17 protein-coding genes are annotated in these 18,185 nt (G+C 64.2%); 11 read left to right on the plus strand and 6 right to left on the minus strand.

The features are described from left to right. Positions 1-5 precede the first annotated feature (5 nt). From ACXAF5_RS11920 to mdoH, 3 genes are read left to right on the plus strand one after another with little or no spacing between them, the layout of a single operon-like run. Positions 6-1,283 (plus strand): OpgC family protein, encoded by a 1,278-nt coding sequence (locus ACXAF5_RS11920; protein ID WP_474946739.1) that lies wholly within the window; start codon positions 6-8, stop codon positions 1,281-1,283. Beyond that, a complete protein-coding gene (locus tag ACXAF5_RS11925) occupies positions 1,280-2,806 on the plus strand; it encodes an OpgD/OpgG family glucan biosynthesis protein (protein WP_474946740.1) in 1,527 nt (508 codons plus the stop codon). Before ACXAF5_RS11920 ends, ACXAF5_RS11925 begins: the two co-directional genes overlap by 4 nt. After that, the gene (mdoH, locus tag ACXAF5_RS11930) at positions 2,807-4,699 is read left to right on the plus strand and encodes a glucans biosynthesis glucosyltransferase MdoH (RefSeq protein WP_474946741.1); all 1,893 of its coding nucleotides are present in this window, start codon (positions 2,807-2,809) and stop codon (positions 4,697-4,699) included. Positions 4,700-4,793: 94 nt separating this feature from the next. Here the strand turns inward: mdoH and ACXAF5_RS11935 are convergent, their stop codons facing one another. Both ACXAF5_RS11935 and ACXAF5_RS11940 read right to left on the minus strand, forming a co-directional pair. Beyond that, entirely contained in the window at positions 4,794-5,651 is an 858-nt protein-coding gene (locus ACXAF5_RS11935) for a CE1 family esterase (protein ID WP_474946742.1), read from the minus strand. Next, the gene (locus ACXAF5_RS11940; protein ID WP_474946743.1) at positions 5,639-6,115 is read right to left on the minus strand and encodes a rhodanese-like domain-containing protein; all 477 of its coding nucleotides are present in this window, start codon (positions 6,113-6,115) and stop codon (positions 5,639-5,641) included. Before ACXAF5_RS11940 ends, ACXAF5_RS11935 begins: the two co-directional genes overlap by 13 nt. Positions 6,116-6,420: 305 nt before the next feature. Between ACXAF5_RS11940 and ACXAF5_RS11945 the strand changes: the two genes are divergently transcribed. The 7 genes from ACXAF5_RS11945 to selD are packed head-to-tail and all read left to right on the plus strand — an operon-like array spanning position 6,421 to position 14,625. After that, positions 6,421-9,282, plus strand: coding sequence for a monovalent cation/H+ antiporter subunit A (locus ACXAF5_RS11945; protein WP_474946744.1), 2,862 nt, complete (start codon positions 6,421-6,423; stop codon positions 9,280-9,282). Between the two features lie 2 nt (positions 9,283-9,284). Then, entirely contained in the window at positions 9,285-9,638 is a 354-nt protein-coding gene (locus tag ACXAF5_RS11950; protein ID WP_239319389.1) for a Na+/H+ antiporter subunit C, read from the plus strand. Beyond that, positions 9,635-11,278 carry a monovalent cation/H+ antiporter subunit D gene (locus ACXAF5_RS11955; RefSeq protein WP_474946745.1) on the plus strand — a complete coding sequence of 548 codons (1,644 nt, stop codon included), beginning with the start codon at positions 9,635-9,637 and terminating at the stop codon, positions 11,276-11,278. The genes ACXAF5_RS11950 and ACXAF5_RS11955 overlap by 4 nt, the downstream gene beginning before the upstream one ends. Then, entirely contained in the window at positions 11,278-11,775 is a 498-nt protein-coding gene (locus ACXAF5_RS11960; protein ID WP_474946746.1) for a Na+/H+ antiporter subunit E, read from the plus strand. The genes ACXAF5_RS11955 and ACXAF5_RS11960 overlap by 1 nt, the downstream gene beginning before the upstream one ends. Next, the gene (locus tag ACXAF5_RS11965; protein ID WP_239319384.1) at positions 11,772-12,041 is read left to right on the plus strand and encodes a K+/H+ antiporter subunit F; all 270 of its coding nucleotides are present in this window, start codon (positions 11,772-11,774) and stop codon (positions 12,039-12,041) included. Before ACXAF5_RS11960 ends, ACXAF5_RS11965 begins: the two co-directional genes overlap by 4 nt. Before the next feature lie 10 nt (positions 12,042-12,051). Then, complete coding sequence (locus tag ACXAF5_RS11970; protein WP_239319382.1) at positions 12,052-12,429, plus strand: Na+/H+ antiporter subunit G; 378 nt, start codon at positions 12,052-12,054, stop codon at positions 12,427-12,429. 33 nt (positions 12,430-12,462) lie between these two features. Continuing rightward, positions 12,463-14,625: a selenide, water dikinase SelD gene (gene selD / locus ACXAF5_RS11975; RefSeq protein WP_474946747.1), complete on the plus strand. Its 2,163-nt coding sequence runs from the start codon at positions 12,463-12,465 to the stop codon at positions 14,623-14,625. A 5-nt stretch (positions 14,626-14,630) separates the two neighbouring features. On the opposite strand, the gene mnmH is transcribed toward selD, so the two are convergent. After that, positions 14,631-15,683, minus strand: a complete 1,053-nt coding sequence (gene mnmH / locus ACXAF5_RS11980) for a tRNA 2-selenouridine(34) synthase MnmH (protein ID WP_474946748.1) — start codon at positions 15,681-15,683, stop codon at positions 14,631-14,633. Positions 15,684-15,860: 177 nt separating this feature from the next. Here mnmH and ACXAF5_RS11985 point away from each other — a divergent pair, with 177 nt between their 5' ends. After that, on the plus strand, positions 15,861-16,340 hold the full coding sequence (locus ACXAF5_RS11985) for a MarR family winged helix-turn-helix transcriptional regulator (RefSeq protein ID WP_474946749.1): 480 nt from the start codon (positions 15,861-15,863) through the stop codon (positions 16,338-16,340). Between the two features lie 84 nt (positions 16,341-16,424). Here ACXAF5_RS11985 and ACXAF5_RS11990 read toward each other — a convergent pair whose 3' ends face one another. The 3 genes from ACXAF5_RS11990 to ACXAF5_RS12000 are packed head-to-tail and all read right to left on the minus strand — an operon-like array spanning position 16,425 to position 18,168. Then, entirely contained in the window at positions 16,425-16,727 is a 303-nt protein-coding gene (locus tag ACXAF5_RS11990) for a DnaJ family domain-containing protein (RefSeq protein ID WP_239319373.1), read from the minus strand. A 6-nt stretch (positions 16,728-16,733) separates the two neighbouring features. Further along, on the minus strand, positions 16,734-17,792 hold the full coding sequence (locus tag ACXAF5_RS11995) for a quinone-dependent dihydroorotate dehydrogenase (RefSeq protein WP_474946750.1): 1,059 nt from the start codon (positions 17,790-17,792) through the stop codon (positions 16,734-16,736). Between the two features lie 37 nt (positions 17,793-17,829). Next, positions 17,830-18,168 (minus strand): DUF952 domain-containing protein, encoded by a 339-nt coding sequence (locus tag ACXAF5_RS12000; protein ID WP_474946751.1) that lies wholly within the window; start codon positions 18,166-18,168, stop codon positions 17,830-17,832. Positions 18,169-18,185 lie beyond the last annotated feature (17 nt).

Raw genomic sequence — 18,185 nt, forward strand, 5'->3', positions numbered from 1 at the left:
AACAGATGGCAGAAATCGCGCCCTTTCCGGCGCCTGACAAGGGGAGTGCTCCCCGCGCGGCCGCCAATGCGATGAGTGCCCCGCCCGATGCGGCGGCGGGCGCACCGCGCCCCCGGGACCCGCGCCTGGATTTCTACCGTGGCATTGCGATGTTCATCATCCTGTGCGCGCATATTCCCGGCAACCGCTGGACCGGATGGATTCCGGCCCGGTTTGGATTTTCCGACGCGACAGAGATCTTCGTGTTCTGCTCGGGCATGGCCTCGGCCATCGCCTTTGGCGGGTCATTCGCCCGTCATGGCTGGTGGCTGGGTACTGCACGCGTGGCCTATCGCTGCTGGCAGGTGTTCTGGGCCCATATCGGCCTGTTTTTCTTCCTCGCCATGTCGATGGCCGCGCTTGATCTCTATGGCGGCTTCGACAAGAGCTATATCGGCTCGCTGAACCTGCACCGGTTCTTTACCAACACCACACAGCAGATCGTGGGGATTTTCACCCTCACCTATGTGCCGAACTACTTTGACATCCTGCCGATGTATTTGGTGGTCCTGGCCCTGATGCCGGCGGTGATGGGGGCCCGGAAGGCCGGGCTTTGGGCGGTTGCCGGTTTGTGCATCGCGCTCTGGCTGCTGGCGAACCCCTATGTGCTTGGTCTTGGCCCCGACGGTCTGTCCCTCCCGGCAGAACCCTGGTCGGACCGCGAATGGTTCTTCAACCCCTTCGGCTGGCAACTTCTGTTCTTCACCGGCTTTGCCTTCATGGCCGGCTGGCTGCCAAAGCCGCCGGTCAGCCGCACCCTCGCCGTGATTGCTGCCGCCTTCCTGATCTTGTCGATGCCCTTTGGGTCGTGGAAAGTGTTCAGCTGGCTCAACGCCTCCGCCCCGGATCTGGGCGAGGCCATCCGCCCCGCATGGCGCATCACCGACGAATGGCGGGAAAAGACCGACTTTGGCCTGCTGCGGTATATGCACTTCCTGTCGCTGGCGTATCTGGCCTGGCTTGTGGCCGGTGAAAACGGTCAGAACCTGTTGGCGCGCGGCACCTCCGCGCTGTCGCGCCTCTGGGGACAGATCATCGCGCTGATCACCAAGGTCGGCCAACAAAGCCTTGCGGTTTTTGTATTTTCCATGGCGCTGGCCCGGTTCATCGGCGCCGCACTGGATCAGACAGATCGCGGCATCCTCGTGACCGCCGCTGCAAACCTTGCAGGCTTCGCCCTCATCATCGGCTGCGCATTTGGCGCGGCCTGGTTCAAATCCCAACCCTGGAGACGCAAACGATGAGCACATTCAGCCGTCGTGCCTTCCTGCAAACCGCATCCGCCCTGTCCCTGATCGCGGTCGCCCCTGCCGCGCGTGCCACTGCGGGAGGCGAAACCTTCTCCCGCGCTGATGTGATCGCGCGTGCCAAGGCGCTCGCCGAACGCCCGTTCAAGGAACGCAGCTCGGTGCCGGATGACTGGCTCGCTATGAGCTACGATCAGTACCGGTCGATCCAGTTCGATGTGACAAAGGCGCTCTGGGCCGATACCGACCGCAGCTACAACGTGGATTTCTTCCTGCCCGGTCTCTATTTCGAGCGCCCGGTCCAGATCCATGCGGTTACCGAGGGCGTCTCCTCAGGCGTGGCCTTCGACATGGCGCGGTTCAAGACCCACCCCGAGATTTCGCCGACCCTGTCGCGCGACGGAGCGCTGGGATACTCCGGTTTCCGCCTGCGGACCGATCTCGACGACCCCGACCATCCGGGCAAGAAGACCGAGTTCTGCGTGTTTCAGGGCGCAAGCTATTTCCGCGCCATTGCAAACGGCAACAACTACGGCCTGTCGGCGCGTGGACTGGCGCTGAAGACCGCCGATCCCGAGGGCGAGGAATTCCCCGAATTCGTCAGCTTCTGGCTGGAGGCCCCGGGGCCATTGCAGGAAAACATGGTGGTGCATGCGCTGATGGACAGCCCGTCCGTGACGGGCGCCTATCGGTTCGACATCACGCCGGGCAATCCTTGCGTGATGGACGTCACCGCCACCCTGTTCCCGCGCAAGGACCTCAGCCATGCGGGCCTTGCGCCGCTCACCTCGATGTTCCTGTTTGACGGCACCAATCATCAGCGCTTTGACGATTTCCGCCCTGCCGTACATGACAGCGACGGCCTGCTGGTCAAGAACGGTCAGGGCGAGGTGCTGTGGCGGCCGCTGGCCAATCCGACACGCCTGCAAGTGTCCAGCTTCGTGGACGAGAACCCGATGGGTTTCGGCCTGATGCAGCGCGCGCGCAAGCTCTCGGATTTCGCCGATCTGGAGGCGCATTATCACCGCCGCCCCTCGCTCTGGGTCGAGCCCAAGGGCAACTGGGGGACCGGCGCCGTGACGCTGGTCGAGATCCCGGCGGACAAGGAAATCTACGACAATATCGTCGCCTACTGGCGTCCCCAGGTGCCTTATGCCGCTGGCACGCGTGTCGATCTTGAGTATCGCCTGACCTGGGGCGATGAACCTGTGCTGGACCTGCCGCGCGTCATCAATACCGCCTCGGGGGCCAAGATCTTTGGCGATCCGGGCCGGCTGATGGTGATCGACTTCGAGGCGCATCCGATCTTCGAAGCCGCGCCGGAGGACTTCTCGATCCATGTCTCCTCCCCGCATCTGGAGACCAGCGACGGCATACTCGAACGCAACCCGGAAACCGGCGGCATGCGGCTGGCGTTTTCCTTTGACCCGGGTGAGCAGACTCACGTCGAGCTGCGGGCGCAACTGCGCAAGGACGGCGCTGCCGCCTCCGAGGTCTGGCTTTATCGGTGGACTGTTTAAATGCGTGACGATTTATCCCCGCCCCTGGTGCCTCCCGAGACTCCGCTGGCGATGCCGGCGCAGGACTTCGGGCGCCGGTTTCACGACGCCAGCGCGCCGGCCTCCGGTGCGGCAGGCGGATCGGATCGCCCCCCCGGTGTTGCGCTGTGGCGCATCCTGGCCTTCTCGCCGGCCATGGCCGCCACGGTGGCGCTGGCCTGGGTCATGCAGGGCTGGTTTGCCGCCGATGGCGTGACACCGCTGGAATGGGTGCTGCTGACGCTGATCGCCTTCAATTTCTTCTGGATCACCTTCACCGTCTCCACGGTGCTCCTGGGTCTCTACAGCCTGGCGCGCACCCGCCCGACGCCCGCACGGGGTCCGCGGCGTGCCATGCGCGTTGCCCTTCTGGTGCCGATCTATAACGAGGTCCCCTGGTATGTGCTGGGCAATGCCCGCTCCATGCTGGAAGAGCTGCGCGCCATCGGCGGGTCGCATCAATACGAGATGTTCATCCTCTCCGACACCCGCGACCCCGAGATCGCCGCCCAGGAGGAACAGAGCGTGCAGGCGCTCCGGGCAGAACTGCCCGATGGCATCACGCTCTATTATCGCCGCCGCGAGAAGAACACAGCCCGCAAGGTCGGCAACATCCACGATTGGGTGACCCGCTGGGGCGGCGACTACGAGGCGATGCTGGTGCTGGATGCCGACAGCCTGATGACAGGCCGCGCCATTGTGCGCCTCACCGACGCGCTGTCGCGGGACCCGGCCGCAGGCCTCATTCAGAGCTTCCCGCAACTCATTGGCGCGCAATCCGTTTTTGGCCGCATGCAGCAGTTTGCCAATGGCGTCTACGGTCTCGCCTTGGCCGAAGGGCTGGCACGCTGGACCGGGCATGAGGGCAACTACTGGGGGCACAATGCGATCATCCGCACCCGCGCCTTTGCCACCTGTGCGGGCCTGCCGGAACTGCCCACGCTTGCGGGCGGCACCTCGATCATCATGAGCCATGATTTTGTCGAAGCGGGCCTGTTGCGCCGAGCCGGCTGGCGGGTGCGCTTCCTGCCGCGCATTCGCGGCTCTTACGAAGAAACACCTGCGACGCTGGTGGACCACATCCAGCGCGACCGGCGCTGGTGCCAGGGCAACCTCCAGCACCTGCGCATCCTGTCGGCCACGGGCTTTCACGCCATGTCCCGCTTTCACCTCGCCCATGGCGCGATCGGCTATCTGATGGCGCCGGTGTGGTTTGCGCTTCTGGTGATCTGGGCGCTGATCGGCCATGACGAGGGCGGCTCGGTCATCACCTATTTCTCGGAAAAGAACCCACTGCGTCCCAACTGGCCCGACATGAGCGAACCCCGGCATGTGGCGGTGATCATTCTGATCTATGCCATGCTGTTGTTGCCAAAAGTACTGTCCGTGGCGGCGCTGCCCCTCACCGGGCGACGGATCGGCGACTATGGCGGTGCGGGCCGGTTCCTGCTGTCGATGTCGACTGAAATCCTGCTGGCGATCCTCTATGCACCGATCCTGATGGTGCAGCAGATGATCGCGGTGTTGCGCACGCTGTTCGGGCTGCAAAAAGGCTGGTCGCCGCAGGCGCGCGCAGGCGGGCACTACAGCCTTGCCACCCTGTTCAAATGCCACGCGCTGGAAACGGTCAGCGGTGTGGCGCTTTGGGCAGGGATCGCGGCGGGACTGGTGTCGCTTTGGCTTGCGCCGATCGCGCTGTCGCTGGTGCTGGCCGTGCCGCTGTCGGCCCTGTCCAGCCTGCGTCTGCCGCGAGGGTGGATGGGCACCGCCGAGGTCCTGAAGGAACCGCGCATCAACAAGGCCGCCCGCCACTACCGCAGTCTGCTGCGCCAGAACCTGCAGGGGCCGGACACCCCGGTGCCCGCAGCCGAATAGGTCAAGACCGCACCATCGCGGCCTCCCGCGATGGTGCGCATCAGATCCGGCCCGCCGTTTGACCCTTTGGCCGTTTGGCCGTTTGACAGGGGGATCAGTCGGTCTCTGCCTGCGGGCCAGCACCTGCCTCGATCCAGTCGATGACCCGGTCCGCCCATCCCGGCGGCACCATGTGCCCTCCCGGAAACAGCTCGAACACCAGCTCTGCATCAGCACCGCACTGCCAGCGACGCAGGCTCAACTCGCCGTCCTGCCAGATCCTGTCGGGCGCATGGGTGTCGCAGCCCATCGTGTCGCGCCACAATTCCAGCCCCGCCCAGATGTCCCCCTGCATGAACCGCCCGCCGCCGAGAATCCGCCCTTCCAGAGGCACCACCCCGTCGCGCCAGCCGTGGCTGTGGTAGATCCGCGCCGGTCCGGTGCAGCTCTCGGGCTGCGGACGCCAGAACCCGCCGGACACGGGCAGATAGGCCGCAAAGGTCTCGGGCTGGTCGCAGGCGAGGTAGTTCACCATAAAGGCTCCCGAAGAAAATCCCGCAAGAACAGTGTTCTGCGGATCGACATCAAAGCGCGCCGCCGCATCCGACACCACTGCGGGCAGGAACGCGAAATCATCGCGGCCCTGAAATTCCGGCAGGAAAGACCAGCTGCGCGGCCCGTTGGGACGGCGCGCCCCATTTGGTGCAATCACCGCATAGCCGCGCGCGGTGACCGCCTCCACCATGCTGCGCATGCGCAGCACCCCTTTGGCCGATCCGCCGTGACCGTGCAGGAACAGGACCGCCGGGATCGGTGACGGATCGCCCGCGGTTTCTGTTGCCGCCGGTGGCAAGGCGATCTCATAGCTGCCGCCCGGCATCTCACACTGCGACTCGACCGGTCCGCACCCTGCCCGAGCGGTGCCGGCTGCGGTCAGCGCCACAGCGACACAGAGCGGGATCAGCCGTTCCATGGGCGCACCGGAAGGTCGGACGCCAGCCAGCCGGGCCCGGCCGAGGACCCGTGAAGCCCCTCCGGCACGTCGATCACCTGCTGATAACCTGCCGCGAGGAGTTGGCGGCTGAGGCGGGCCGAGCGCACGCCCCCTGCGCAGATCAGCGCCACCGGCCGGGTCGGGTCCTGAGCCACGAAGGCGTCGAGCTTGGCGATGAAATCGTCGCGGCGCATGTCCAGTGGCACCGCCCCCTCCGGCACGCCGGTCCGGCGCCATTCGACCGGGGTGCGAATATCCACCAGCAGGATCTCTCCCGCTTGGGCCTGCGCATGCGCCGCCTGAACGCCGAGCATGCCGCCTTCATGCGACGGGCGATAGCGCGCGAGCCGCCACCAACCGGCAGCGGTCGCGACGCCGATCGCGCCCCCCGCGCATAGGAGACGACGGCGCGACATCGTCATCCCGGGTTCTGGCATTTCCATCTGCACCTCCTGCGTGACGGCCCCATGGTCCCTGCCCCGAGGTCCTAGCACAGGCCGCCCGTCCCCGCGCGGCTGTCCTCCTCACCGCGCCATCAAGTTCCCGTCATCACCATGCCGCATCGCGGCAATCGCAGGTTGCGGCCCAAAACATGCGGCCCAGTGTCACATTTTGGCGTTTCCGATGCGAAACAGGCCAGATTCCGTGCGGATTTTCTGGATCAGCACTGGAAAATTCCTTACTCAGCCTACAGCTTGGAGCCTGTTGCCCGACATAAAAACAATATGCCCGACCTGGAGAGTATGACGTGTCCCTTTTCTTGATAGCGGCCTTGCCATTTCTTGGCGCGCTGTTTCCCGCACTGTTGATCCGCGCCGGTCGCAATGCCTCGGCCGCCTCTGCCGGACTGGCCACGGGGCTTGCCTTCATTGGACTGATGCTGCACGCCCCCGCCATTCTGCGCGGCGAGGTTGTGCAGGTCGGTATCGACTGGCTTCCCGCGCTGGGATTGTCGGCCAATTTCTTTCTGGACGGGCTGGGGTTCCTGTTCGCCACGCTGATCCTCGGGATCGGGCTGCTGATCATCCTCTATGCGCGGTTCTACCTGTCGCGGCAGGATCCGATGGGGCAGTTCTATACCTATCTGCTACTGTTTCAGGGCGCGATGGTCGGTATCGTGCTGTCCGACAACATCCTGCTGCTGCTGGTGTTCTGGGAGCTGACATCGCTGTCGTCCTTCCTGCTGATCGGGTATTGGAAGCACCTGCCCGAAGGCCGCCAGGGCGCGCGCATGGCGCTGACGGTGACCGGCATGGGCGGGCTTGCCATGATCGGTGGCATGCTGATCCTCGGCCAGATCGCAGGCTCCTATGACATCAGCACCATCCTGCAAAACAAGGAGGCGATCCAGTCCTCCGACCTTTATCTGCCGGCGCTGATCCTGATCCTGATCGGGGCCTTTACCAAATCGGCACAGTTCCCGTTCCACTTCTGGCTGCCGCATGCGATGGCGGCGCCGACGCCGGTTTCGGCCTATCTGCACTCCGCCACCATGGTAAAGGCGGGCCTGTTCCTGTTGGCGCGACTGTGGCCGGTGCTCGCCGGCACGCCGGAATGGTTCTATATCGTCGCGACCACGGGCCTCGTGACCATGGTGATCGGCGCGGTGATCGCGCTGTTCAAGGACGACCTCAAAGCGCTGCTGGCGTTTTCCACCGTGTCCCATCTGGGGCTGATCACCATGCTCCTGGGGTTTGGCACCAAATATGCAGCGGTCGCGGCGGTGTTTCACATCATCAACCACGCCACGTTTAAGGCGGCGCTGTTCATGTCGGCAGGGATTGTCGACCACGAGGCCCATACCCGCGACATCAAGCGTCTGGGTGGGCTGCGTCACCTGATGCCGGTGACCTTCGTGATCGCCGCTGTCGCCTCGCTGTCGATGGCCGGCATCCCGCCGTTGAATGGTTTCCTGTCCAAGGAAATGATGCTGGATGCGGCGGAGAAGACCACATGGCTCAACTCCGCCTACATGGTGGCCGGGCTTGCGACCTTTGCGGCGATGTTCTCGGCGGCCTATTCCTTTCGCTATATTGCGCATGTCTTCCTCGGCCCCAAGCGCGAGGATTATCCGGCCAAGCCACATGACCCCGGCTTTGGCATGTGGGCCTCGCCTGCGCTGCTGGTGGGGCTGGTGGTGCTGATCGGTCTGTTCTCGGCCAAGCTGGTGGGCCCGCTTGTTGCGGCCTCCGCCAGTGCGGTGATTGGTGGCGAGAAACTGCCCTATTATTCGCTGAAGCTCTGGCACGGGTTTACGCCCGCGCTCTACATGTCGATCACCGCAGTTGTGGGTGGTCTGGTCCTGCTGGCCCTGCATCGTCCGCTGGAGCGGGCGTGGACTGCCCTGCCCCGCCCCGAGGCCAAGGTGATCTTTGACGCCATCGTGCTCCGCCTGACCGCTCTGACGCAGGGGGTGACGGCAAGGCTGCATGATGGATCGCTCACCCGCTATGCGGCGATCATGGTGAGCTTCACCGTCGCCATCTGCATCTTTGCCTATGGCACCGGAACGCTTGGCCTGCCCACGCGCGCGGCGCAAGAGTTCGGCGTGCTGCCGGTGGTCGGCTGGCTGTGTCTGATCGTGGCCACCTGCTGCATCGTGATCTTCCACCGCCAGCGCTTTGTCGCGCTGATCCTGATCGGCATCGTCGGCCTGGTTGTATCGCTGTCGTTCAACTACCTTTCCGCACCGGATCTGGCGCTGACCCAGATCTCGGTCGAGGTGGTGACGATCATCCTGATGCTGCTGGCGCTCAACTTCCTGCCCAAGGAAACCCCGGTGGAAACGCCCGCCCTGTCCCGCCTGCGCGACGGCGTGATCGCCATCGTCGGCGGTGTTGGCGTGGGGGGGCTGATCTATGCGCTGTTGATGCGCGACTTTGCCTTCCCGTCGATCTCGGGCTTTCACATCGAGAACTCCTACAAGGGCGGCGGCGGCACCAATATGGTGAACGTGATCCTGGTGGATTTCCGGGGCTTTGACACCTTTGGCGAGATCATCGTTCTGGGGATCGCGGCGCTGGTGATCTTTGCCCTGACCGAAGCGGTGCTGTCGACGCGCGTGCGCGCCTATCTGCTCAACCGCAAGCCCGACATCGAACAGGCGGGCGACAGCCACCCCGGCATGATGGTGGTGGTGACGCGGATGATGATGCCGGTGGCGCTGATGGTTGCGGCCTATATCTTCTTCCGCGGTCACAACCTGCCCGGCGGCGGCTTTATCGCCGGTCTGATCGCGGCGATCGCGGTGATCATGCAGTATATGGCCTCCGGGTTCGGCTGGGCGACAGAGCGCCAGCGCATGCCCTATCACGGCATCATCGGCTCCGGCGTGCTGATCGCCGCGGCCACCGGGCTTGGTGCCTGGTTCAATGGACAGCCGTTCCTGACCTCTGCCTTCGGCTATGTGCACCTGCCGCCGCTGGAGGAGTTCGAACTGGCCACCGCCGCGCTGTTCGATCTCGGCGTGTTCCTCGCGGTTGTCGGCGCGGTGATGCTGGCGCTGGAGAGCCTCAGCCGCTTTGCCTGGCAACCGGGCACCTCGACCGAGCACGCCATGGATATCAACCCCGCCCGCGATGACGCGGCGCATGACACCAAAGAGGTCTGAGCATGGAACTCCTTCTGGCTTCTGCCGTTGGCCTATTGACCGCTGCGGGGATCTACCTGGTCCTGCGCCGCCGGACGTTTCCGGTGATCCTGGGCACGTCGTTGCTGTCCTATGCCGTGAACGTCTTCCTGTTCGCCTCCGGGCGACTGGTGACAAACGCGCCGCCGATCCTCAACAAATACGAGGACATCGCCTATTCCGACCCGCTGCCGCAGGCGCTGGTGCTGACGGCGATCGTGATCTCCTTCGGCATGACCGCGGTTGTGGTGATGGTGGCGCTCGGGGCGTTCCTCAGCGCCCGCAATGACAATATCAACATGGACGACACTGCGCCCGCGCAGGGAGAGGACGCATGAACCACCTTCTGATTGCGCCCATCGTGCTGCCCGCGCTGGTGGCGCCCTTCATCATCATGACGCTGCGCTATCACATCGATTTGCAGCGCATATTCTCGCTGGCGTCGAACGTGCTTCTGGTTGCCATCGCGCTGACCCTGGCGGTTCAGGCCGCCGACGGCACGGTGCAGGTCTACGAACTGGGGGACTGGCAAGCGCCCTTCGGCATCGTGCTGGTGCTGGACCGGCTTTCGGCGATGATGGTGCTGTTGACCACGCTGCTGGCGCTGGCCGTCAACCTCTATGCCATCGGCAGCAAATGGGACGAACGCGGGGCCAACTTCCACGCGCTCTACCAGTTCCAGCTGATGGGCATCATCGGCGCCTTCCTGACCGGTGACGCCTTCAACCTGTTTGTGTTCTTCGAGGTGCTGCTGATCGCCTCCTACGGTCTGATGATCCACGGCGGCGGCGCGCGGCGCTTTCAGGCGGGCGTGCAGTATGTGGTCTTCAACCTCCTGGGCTCCACCCTGTTCCTGTTTGCGCTTGGCACCATCTATGCGGTGACCGGCACGCTGAACATGGCCGATCTTGCCGTCCGCGTGGCAGAGCTGCCGGCCGAAGACAGCGCCCTGATCCGCGTGGGTGCGGCGATGCTGCTCCTGGTCTTTGCGATCAAGGCCTCGCTGCTGCCGCTGCACTTCTGGCTGCCGGCCTCTTATGCCAATGCGCCTGCGCCGGTGGCGGCGCTGTTTGCGATCATGACCAAGGTCGGCGCCTATGCGATCCTGCGTGTCTACACGCTGATCTTCGGCCCCGATGTGGCGGTGGTCGAGGGGCTGGTGGGCGACTGGCTGCTGCCAGCAGCGCTCCTGACCGTGGCCATTGGCGCGATCGGGGTTCTGGGGGCCAAGGAGATCGGTCGGCTGATGTCCTTTGGCGCGATCACCTCCGTTGGCACGCTGTTGACCGCGATCGCCCTGTTCACGCCGGAGGCCGCAGCCGCGGCGCTCTATTACGCCGTGCATTCGACCCTTGCCGCCGCCGCGCTGTTCCTGGTCGCCGACATGGTACGGCAACGCCAGGGCGGCGAGATCATGCCGCAACCGGTGATGGCGCAAAGCGGTCTCATATCGGTGCTGTTCTTTGTTGCTGCGATCGCCACCGCAGGCATGCCGCCCCTGTCCGGTTTTCTGGGAAAACTGCTGATCCTCGACGCCGCGCGCGGGGATACGCTTGTGATCTGGGTCTGGGCCGTGATCCTGGTCAGCTCACTGATCACCATCATGGGGTTTGCACGCGCCGGCACGCTGATCTTCTGGAAGAGCCACGGGTTGCAGCATGACGACACCGTCGCAGAACCGGAAATCGAACTGGAACAGGTCGATCAGGACGACGCACCCGCCGCACCGCGCGCGCCCGCGCTGCCCTTTGTCGCCACATTCGGTCTGCTTGCGGGATTGGTGGCGCTCACCGTCTTTGCCGGTCCGATGACCCGCTACACCACCGCCACCGCGCAGGATCTCTTTGCGCCCGAGGCTTATATCGAGACGGTTCTGGCCAACCGTGACCGTCCCGTTGTCGACCCGGCCAAGGCCAATGGGTATGGCAGCGACGACAGCCACGACGATGCGGCGCAGATCCAAGAGGAGGGCCATTGATGAAGCTCCTGAACCGCCTTCTGCCGCACCCGTTGCTGACGCTGATGCTGACGGTGATCTGGCTGCTGCTGGTCAATCGTTTCTCGCTCAACTCGCTGGTGTTCGGCTTTTTCCTCGGCCTGTTGATCCCTGTGGTGACCCAGCCCTATTGGCCCAATCGCCCCAAGCTCAAAAGCCCGCTGCGGCTGGCGACCTATGTGCTGTTGGTGTTCTGGGATATCGTGATCGCCAATATCACCGTGGCGCGGATCATCCTGTTCATGCCCAACAGCAAACGTCAGCCCACATGGGTCGAAATCCCGCTGGACATCCGCACGCCCGAGGCCATCGCGATGCTTGGCGGAACCATCACCATGACGCCGGGGACCCTGACTGCGGATATCTCGACAGACGGGCGTCACCTGCTGGTTCACTGCCTGCACGCACCTGACACCGCCTCTGTCCGTGATGAGATCAAGACCCGCTATGAACGCCGCCTGAAGGAGATTTTCGAATGATCGAATACGCCTATATCTTCGCCTTCGGCTGTTTCGCCCTGGCGATGCTGATGAACCTGTGGAAAGTGGTGACCGGCACGGAGGTCACCGACCGCATCCTTGCGCTTGATACCCTGTTCATCAACTCCATCGCCCTGGTGGTGTTGTTCGGGGTGTTCCTGAGCTCGGAAATCTTCTTTGAGGCCTCGCTGATCATGGCCATGCTCGGCTTCATCTCCACCGTAGCCTATGCGCGCTTCCTGCTGCGCGGCAACATCATCGAGTGAGGAGACAGACATGATTCTCGACCTTCTCATCACCGGGTTCATCGTATTGGGGGGCTTTTTTGGCTTTGTGGGCTCTTTTGGCCTGCTCAAGCTCAACGACCCGATGTCGCGTATGCATGCGCCCACCAAGGCGACGACGCTTGGCGTCGGCGGTGTGCTGCTGGGCTCCATGCTGCATGCGGTGGTCTACGAGGGCCGCCTCTCTGCTCATGAGCTGCTGATCACCCTGTTCCTTCTGGTCTCCGCTCCGGTCACGGCAAATTTCCTTGCCAAGGTGTTCATCAACCAGCAGACAAAGCCCAAAGACCTGCCCGTCCCCGGCGACTGCGAACTCTGGGCGACGCACAACAAACCTGAACATCGTTCGGCCGACACGCCCGAAGCCTAGCGTTTTGGGACCGGCCATCCCCCGGAGGCCCCGATGCACGCACCCCGTCTTCCCCTGACCCGCGATCTGGTTCTTGTGGGAGGCGGCCATACCCACGCGCTGCTGCTGCGGATGTGGGGCATGAACCCGCTGCCGGGCGTGCGTCTCACCCTGATCAACCCCGGTCCCACCGCGCCTTATTCCGGTATGCTGCCGGGATTTGTGGCTGGTCATTACGACCGCGATGCGCTCGACATTGATCTTGTGAAACTCGCACGTTTTGCCGGGGCGCGGCTCATTCTGGGGGCCGCCGAAGAGATCGACCCTGAGGCGAAACGTATCACCGTGCCGGGCCGCCCGACCATCTCCTATGATGTGGCCTCTATCGACATCGGCATCACATCGGCCATGCCGGACTTGCCGGGCTTTGCCGATTTTGCAATTCCCGCCAAACCCTTGGGAGAGTTTGCCGCAAGCTGGGATGCCTTTCGTGCCGGCACTGAACCCGCCCGGATCGCCTGCATCGGCGGTGGCGTTGCCGGGGTGGAGCTGATCCTTGCGATGTCGCATGCCCTGCGCAAAAAGAACCGTCTGGCGCAGGCGACCTTGATCGACAGTGACGCCGCGCTCTCGGTGCTGAGTTCCCAGAGCCAATCGCGCCTGCGCAAGGCGTTGGATGCGCATGGTGTTACGGTTCTGGAACATGCACCGATAGAGCGCCTGAGCGAAGGTCGCATTCACCTCACGGACGGGCGCGACATCTCCAGCGATTTCATTGTTGGCGCTGCGGGCGCGCGTGCCTATGGCTGGCTTGCGACCTCCGGGCTTGCGCTCGATGACGGCGCGCTTGTGGTCTCCGAGCACCTTCAGACCTCTGACCCTCACGTCTTTGCCACCGGCGATTGCGCCTACATGGCGCATGCTCCGCGCCCCAAGGCAGGCGTCTTTGCGGTGCGGCAAGCGCCGGTGCTCTTTCACAACCTCAAGGCCATGCTGGCAGGCGGGGCTTTCAAGAGCTACCAGCCGCAGCAGGATTACCTCAAACTCATTTCTATGGGCGGAAAATCCGCGCTCGCGGATCGCAACGGGCGCAGCTTTTCCGGTGGGCTGTTGTGGCGCTGGAAAGATCACATCGACCGTAAATTCATGGGAAAATTCACCTCCCTGCCGGTCATGTCCCCGCCTGCCCTGCCCCGCGTCCACGCCAAGGACATGCAGGAGGCACTTGGCTCAAAACCCATGTGCGGCGGTTGCGGCTCCAAGGTCGGGCGCACGGCGCTACGCCACGGGCTAAGCACCTACCACGGCGCGCTGCGCCCAGATGTGACCCCGCTGCCGGGAGACGATGCCGCGCAGCTGACGGTCGGCGGGGCTACGCAGGTCATAAGCATCGACCACTTGCGCGCCTTTACCGAAGACCCGGTGGCGATGACCGCGATCACCGCGCAACATGCGCTCAACGACATCTGGGCGATGGGCGCGCGCCCACAGGCCGCCACCGTCACCCTGATCCTGCCCCGCCAGTCGCCCGAACTACAGGAACGGCTGCTGTCCGAGATCATGGAAACAGCCCATCAAGAGATGAAAGCCGCAGGTGCCGCCATCGTGGGCGGTCATACCTCTTTGGGCGAGGAACTGACGGTCGGTTTCACCATCACCGGGCTTTGTGACGCGCCCCCCATCACCCTTGCTGGCGCAGGCGCGGGCGATCACCTGATCCTGACCAAACCCTTGGGATCAGGCACGATTTTAGCCGCCGAAATGACAGGACAGGCCCGTGGGGCTTGGGTTGCGGGCGCGCTTGATCTGATGTGTCGGAGCCAGCGCAACGCCGCCAACGTCCTGCGCCCCGTGGCGCGCGCCATGACCGATGTCACGGGCTTTGGTCTGCTGGGTCACTTGCAGGGGCTGTGCGAGGCCTCACATCTGGGCGCAGAGATCACATTTGACGCGATCCCGTTGATGGAGGGCGCAAGTGACCTGGCCGAGGCAGGCGTGCGGTCCACGATCTTTGACGACAATGCGGCTCTATTGCCCGGCATTGGAACCGCAGGCGCGCGGGCGCTGCTGTTTGATCCGCAGACCTCGGGCGGTCTCTTGACCTGCGTCGCACCAGAGCATGCCGCGCAGGTGTTGGAGCAGCTTAGAAACCACGGCTACCACGCTGCAAAGATTGGCGAAATGCGCGGTCCTGACGAGGGTATCGTGCTACGGTAGCCGACTCAAAGAGCTGCCATCACCTCCAATACGCGCGCTGCGGCCTGCGTGCGATCCGACGCGCTTAATCCCGGCAGCGTAATCTGGCGTTGGATGCTTACTGCGTAGCGGCTGCGGGCCTTGCGGTAGGCGGGGTCGTAATGATCCGCCATCAACCGCGCCACCAGCGCTGGTTTATCCCCCGCCGCGATCAGCTCGAACCAGTCCTCCACCACCGCACCAGAGCGATGTTCCCGAAGAGGTCCGAGCTTTACGCGCAGGTGGTCCGCGTCTGACAAAATGTCATCGTAAGCCTCAACCAGATAGGCGCAGCGGGCCTCAAACGGCACCTCCAGATCAATCCTCGGCGCGGCTTTCATCGCCTCCCACAGGCTGGGCGGCAGGATGCGCGCCCCAATCTTGCTGGCTTCGGCCTCGACCAGCACCGGGCGCGTCGGGTCCATCTGCGCCAGCGCGCAGGCGATATAGCTCTCGAACCGTTTCTGACTTGGCTGCCCACCCGGCATCTCGCCCAGGAGCGAACCGCGATGCCCGGCAAGCCCCTCCAGATCCAGCACCTGACCGCCCATCGCGGCGACCTGCTGCAAAATCTCGGTCTTGGCGGTGCCGGTCAACCCGTCCAGCAAGATCAGCCGATGCGACAGCGGCGCCTCATAGAGCGCGGCATGCACCAGACGGCGATAGCTCTGGTAGCCACCCTGAACCACCTCGGCCCGCCAGCCGATCTGGCTCAACATCCAGGTAAAACTGCCCGAGCGCTGCCCGCCGCGCCAGCAATAGACCAGAGGTTTCCAGCTGCCGTCGTGATGGCTCAGCCGCTGTTCGATGTGGGTGGCGGCGTTGCGAAACACCATCGCCGCGCCGATCTTACGGGCACGAAAGGGGCTTTCCTGCACATAGATCGTGCCCACCTCGGCCCGTTCCTCATTGTCGAGCACCGGCAGGTTGATCGCGCCGGGCACATGGTCCTCGGCGTACTCTGCCGGGCTGCGCACGTCGATCACGGTATCGTGCCCATGCGCAAGAAAATCGGAAAGTGTTTGAAACGTCAGAGCCATGCCCCATCTCTATCTTCACCGGTGCGACAACAAAATACCTATCCACCCGCGCCGGGGCATGTCTGCGCCGAATGCAACCGGCCCACGAGAGATCCGCCCGCGCATGAGGTGCCGTCTGGCCACGTCCTAGCCGCATTTGGGGACATACTCCCCGCATCATTGACCCAAAGGCCCGCCATGCCCGAGTGCGAATTGGAACTCGATCACCTGCCCGCCACGCTGATCCGCCGGTTGAACCAGATCTCCGTCGCACGGTTTGCGGCCGCCATGTCCAACGCCAGCATTGACCTGACCCCGGTGCAATATGCCGCGCTGGCCGCACTCTCCGCCCGGCCCGGGGTTGATCAGGCAACGCTGGCAGCACTCATCGGCTATGATCGCGCGACACTGGGCAAAGTGGTGGAACGCCTCGATCTGAAGCAGCTGGTCCGGCGCGAGGTGCGCCCCGAGGATCGCCGGGCGCGCAGCCTGCATCTGACCTCTGCCGGTGCGGCCCTGCACGCCGCCGCCCGTCCGCTGGTCGAAGCGCTGCAAACCGATATCCTCGCTGGCCTGTCCCGCAGTGAACGCCAAGACATGCTGCAGCTGCTGCGCAAGGCCACCGAGGCCGCCGAAGCGGGCGATCACGACGCCCCACCCATGGTCCGGAGCGCATAACACGCTCTGCCGTACAGGCGCGCAGCATCTGTTGTCAGAGGCCGGAGTATGCCAGATCGGAAACCCCGCGTGCGCCTGCGTGCCTCAGCCCCGTTTGCGCGCGAGTTCGATCCGCGCCTCGGTCATGGACAAATCGGAGATGATCTGGCGACGCTTGCTGCGATCACTGGTCTCGTTCAGCTCCGCACGCAGGCGGGCCAGCTCACGGCTGAGCGCGACCACTTCGGGCACCGCGCCATTGTCCCGCAGGAGTCTGTTCATCACCGCATTGTCGGGATCATCGCATGGGGGCAAAGGACGGCCTGCCCCTTCGAGATTGTCAAAGGCTCCGTCTTTTTCGGCGGCAGCAATTCGCGCGTTGATGAGATCTATCAGCGGGTGGTCCATCGCCCGTCAGAGCCAGTCACTGCGCGCGGTACCGACAGCCTGCGCCACGGTGTCATAGCCGTCGCGCGACAGAAGCGTATCAACCCCCGTGGCGATCTCTGCGGCCAGGGACAGGCCGCCATAGACCAGCGCGGTATAGAACTGCACCGCCGACGCCCCGGCCCGGATCTTGGCATAGGCCTGTTCTGCCGAGGAAATTCCCCCGACGCCAATGATCGGCACCGCGCCGTCAAGACGCGCGGACAGCTGCGCCAGCACGCGGGTGGATTTGTCAAACAACGGTGCGCCGGACAGGCCGCCGGCTTCCGCCCGATGCGGGCTTTTCAGACCGTCTCGCGCAAGCGTGGTATTGGTGGCGATCACCGCGTCGATGCCGCTGTCGCGCGCCACTGCCGCGATGTCATCCAGCCCCGCCTGATCCAGATCGGGCGCGATTTTCAGGAACACCGGGATCGGGCGGTCGAGGCTGCTCTGGGCGTCCATGACCCCCGCCAACAGCGCCGATAGCGCGGCCTTGCCCTGAAGGTCGCGCAGTTTCTCGGTATTGGGTGAGGACACGTTTACGGTGGCAAAATCCAGATGCGCGCCGCAGTGGCGCAGCACCCGGGCAAAATCCTGCGCGCGGTCATCGCTGTCCTTGTTGGCCCCGAGGTTGAGGCCGATCACGCCATCCTTCGGACGGTTGGCGAGTCGGGCGCCGATCACGTCCATGCCTTCGTTGTTGAAGCCGAAACGGTTGATCGCCGCGCGATCTTCGCTCAGCCGGAACAGGCGGGGCTGCGGGTTGCCGGGCTGCGGGCGCGGTGTCGCAGCGCCGACCTCGATAAAACCAAAGCCCGCCTGCGTCAGCGCGCCGAGCGCCTCGGCGTTCTTGTCAAACCCGGCGGCCAGCCCCACCGGATTGGGCAGGCGCAGCCCTGCGATTTCGGTCTCCAGCCGCGGCGATGTGACGGGCCCCGGACGCGGTGTGAGACCGGACTTCAGCGCCTTGATGGACAGTCCATGGGCGGTTTCGGGGTCCAGGCGATGCATAACCGCCAGCGCCAGTGTTTCGGACAGCTTCATTCGCCATGTCTCCTTTGGTGCGCACAGCGCGGGGATGTCAGACCATCTCGGCGGGGAATTGATGCTGGCCGTCAACCAGCGGCAAGGGTTTCACCCAGAGCATCTCGGTCAACTGCAAGCGGCGATAGAGATGCGGGAACAGCGCCCCGCCGCGCGATGGCTCCCACTTCAGCGCCGCGCCCATCGCTTCGGCGTCAAACGCCAGGAGCCACAGGCCCTCGGCCCCGGCAAAATGCTTGGCCGCGGTTTCCGCCGCCTGCTGGGCTGTCGAGAAGTGGATATAGCCGTCCGCCAGATCCACGGGCGCGCCATCGGTTTCACCGGCGGCCTCAAAAGCGCGCCATTCGTCGTCACGGAAAATCTTGTACATCAGCATGGGAACCTCATGCCCTC

Source organism: Epibacterium sp. ABV4_022, from assembly GCF_056159345.1.

Bases quoted from the DNA above. Each gene is read 5' to 3' on its own strand.
- ACXAF5_RS11990 (WP_239319373.1), bottom strand. From the start codon at position 16,727: ATGGACCACCCGCTGATAGATCTCATCAACGCGCGAATTGCTGCCGCC.
- ACXAF5_RS11950 (WP_239319389.1), top strand. From the start codon at position 9,285: ATGGAACTCCTTCTGGCTTCTGCCGTTGGCCTATTGACCGCTGCGGGG.
- ACXAF5_RS11995 (WP_474946750.1), bottom strand. From the start codon at position 17,792: ATGAAGCTGTCCGAAACACTGGCGCTGGCGGTTATGCATCGCCTGGAC.
- ACXAF5_RS11955 (WP_474946745.1), top strand. From the start codon at position 9,635: ATGAACCACCTTCTGATTGCGCCCATCGTGCTGCCCGCGCTGGTGGCG.
- mnmH (WP_474946748.1), bottom strand. From the start codon at position 15,683: ATGGCTCTGACGTTTCAAACACTTTCCGATTTTCTTGCGCATGGGCAC.
- ACXAF5_RS11940 (WP_474946743.1), bottom strand. From the start codon at position 6,115: ATGGAAATGCCAGAACCCGGGATGACGATGTCGCGCCGTCGTCTCCTA.
- ACXAF5_RS11960 (WP_474946746.1), top strand. From the start codon at position 11,278: ATGAAGCTCCTGAACCGCCTTCTGCCGCACCCGTTGCTGACGCTGATG.
- mdoH (WP_474946741.1), top strand. From the start codon at position 2,807: ATGCGTGACGATTTATCCCCGCCCCTGGTGCCTCCCGAGACTCCGCTG.
- ACXAF5_RS11920 (WP_474946739.1), top strand. From the start codon at position 6: ATGGCAGAAATCGCGCCCTTTCCGGCGCCTGACAAGGGGAGTGCTCCC.
- ACXAF5_RS11925 (WP_474946740.1), top strand. From the start codon at position 1,280: ATGAGCACATTCAGCCGTCGTGCCTTCCTGCAAACCGCATCCGCCCTG.
- selD (WP_474946747.1), top strand. From the start codon at position 12,463: ATGCACGCACCCCGTCTTCCCCTGACCCGCGATCTGGTTCTTGTGGGA.
- ACXAF5_RS11970 (WP_239319382.1), top strand. From the start codon at position 12,052: ATGATTCTCGACCTTCTCATCACCGGGTTCATCGTATTGGGGGGCTTT.
- ACXAF5_RS11965 (WP_239319384.1), top strand. From the start codon at position 11,772: ATGATCGAATACGCCTATATCTTCGCCTTCGGCTGTTTCGCCCTGGCG.
- ACXAF5_RS11935 (WP_474946742.1), bottom strand. From the start codon at position 5,651: ATGGAACGGCTGATCCCGCTCTGTGTCGCTGTGGCGCTGACCGCAGCC.
- ACXAF5_RS12000 (WP_474946751.1), bottom strand. From the start codon at position 18,168: ATGCTGATGTACAAGATTTTCCGTGACGACGAATGGCGCGCTTTTGAG.
- ACXAF5_RS11985 (WP_474946749.1), top strand. From the start codon at position 15,861: ATGCCCGAGTGCGAATTGGAACTCGATCACCTGCCCGCCACGCTGATC.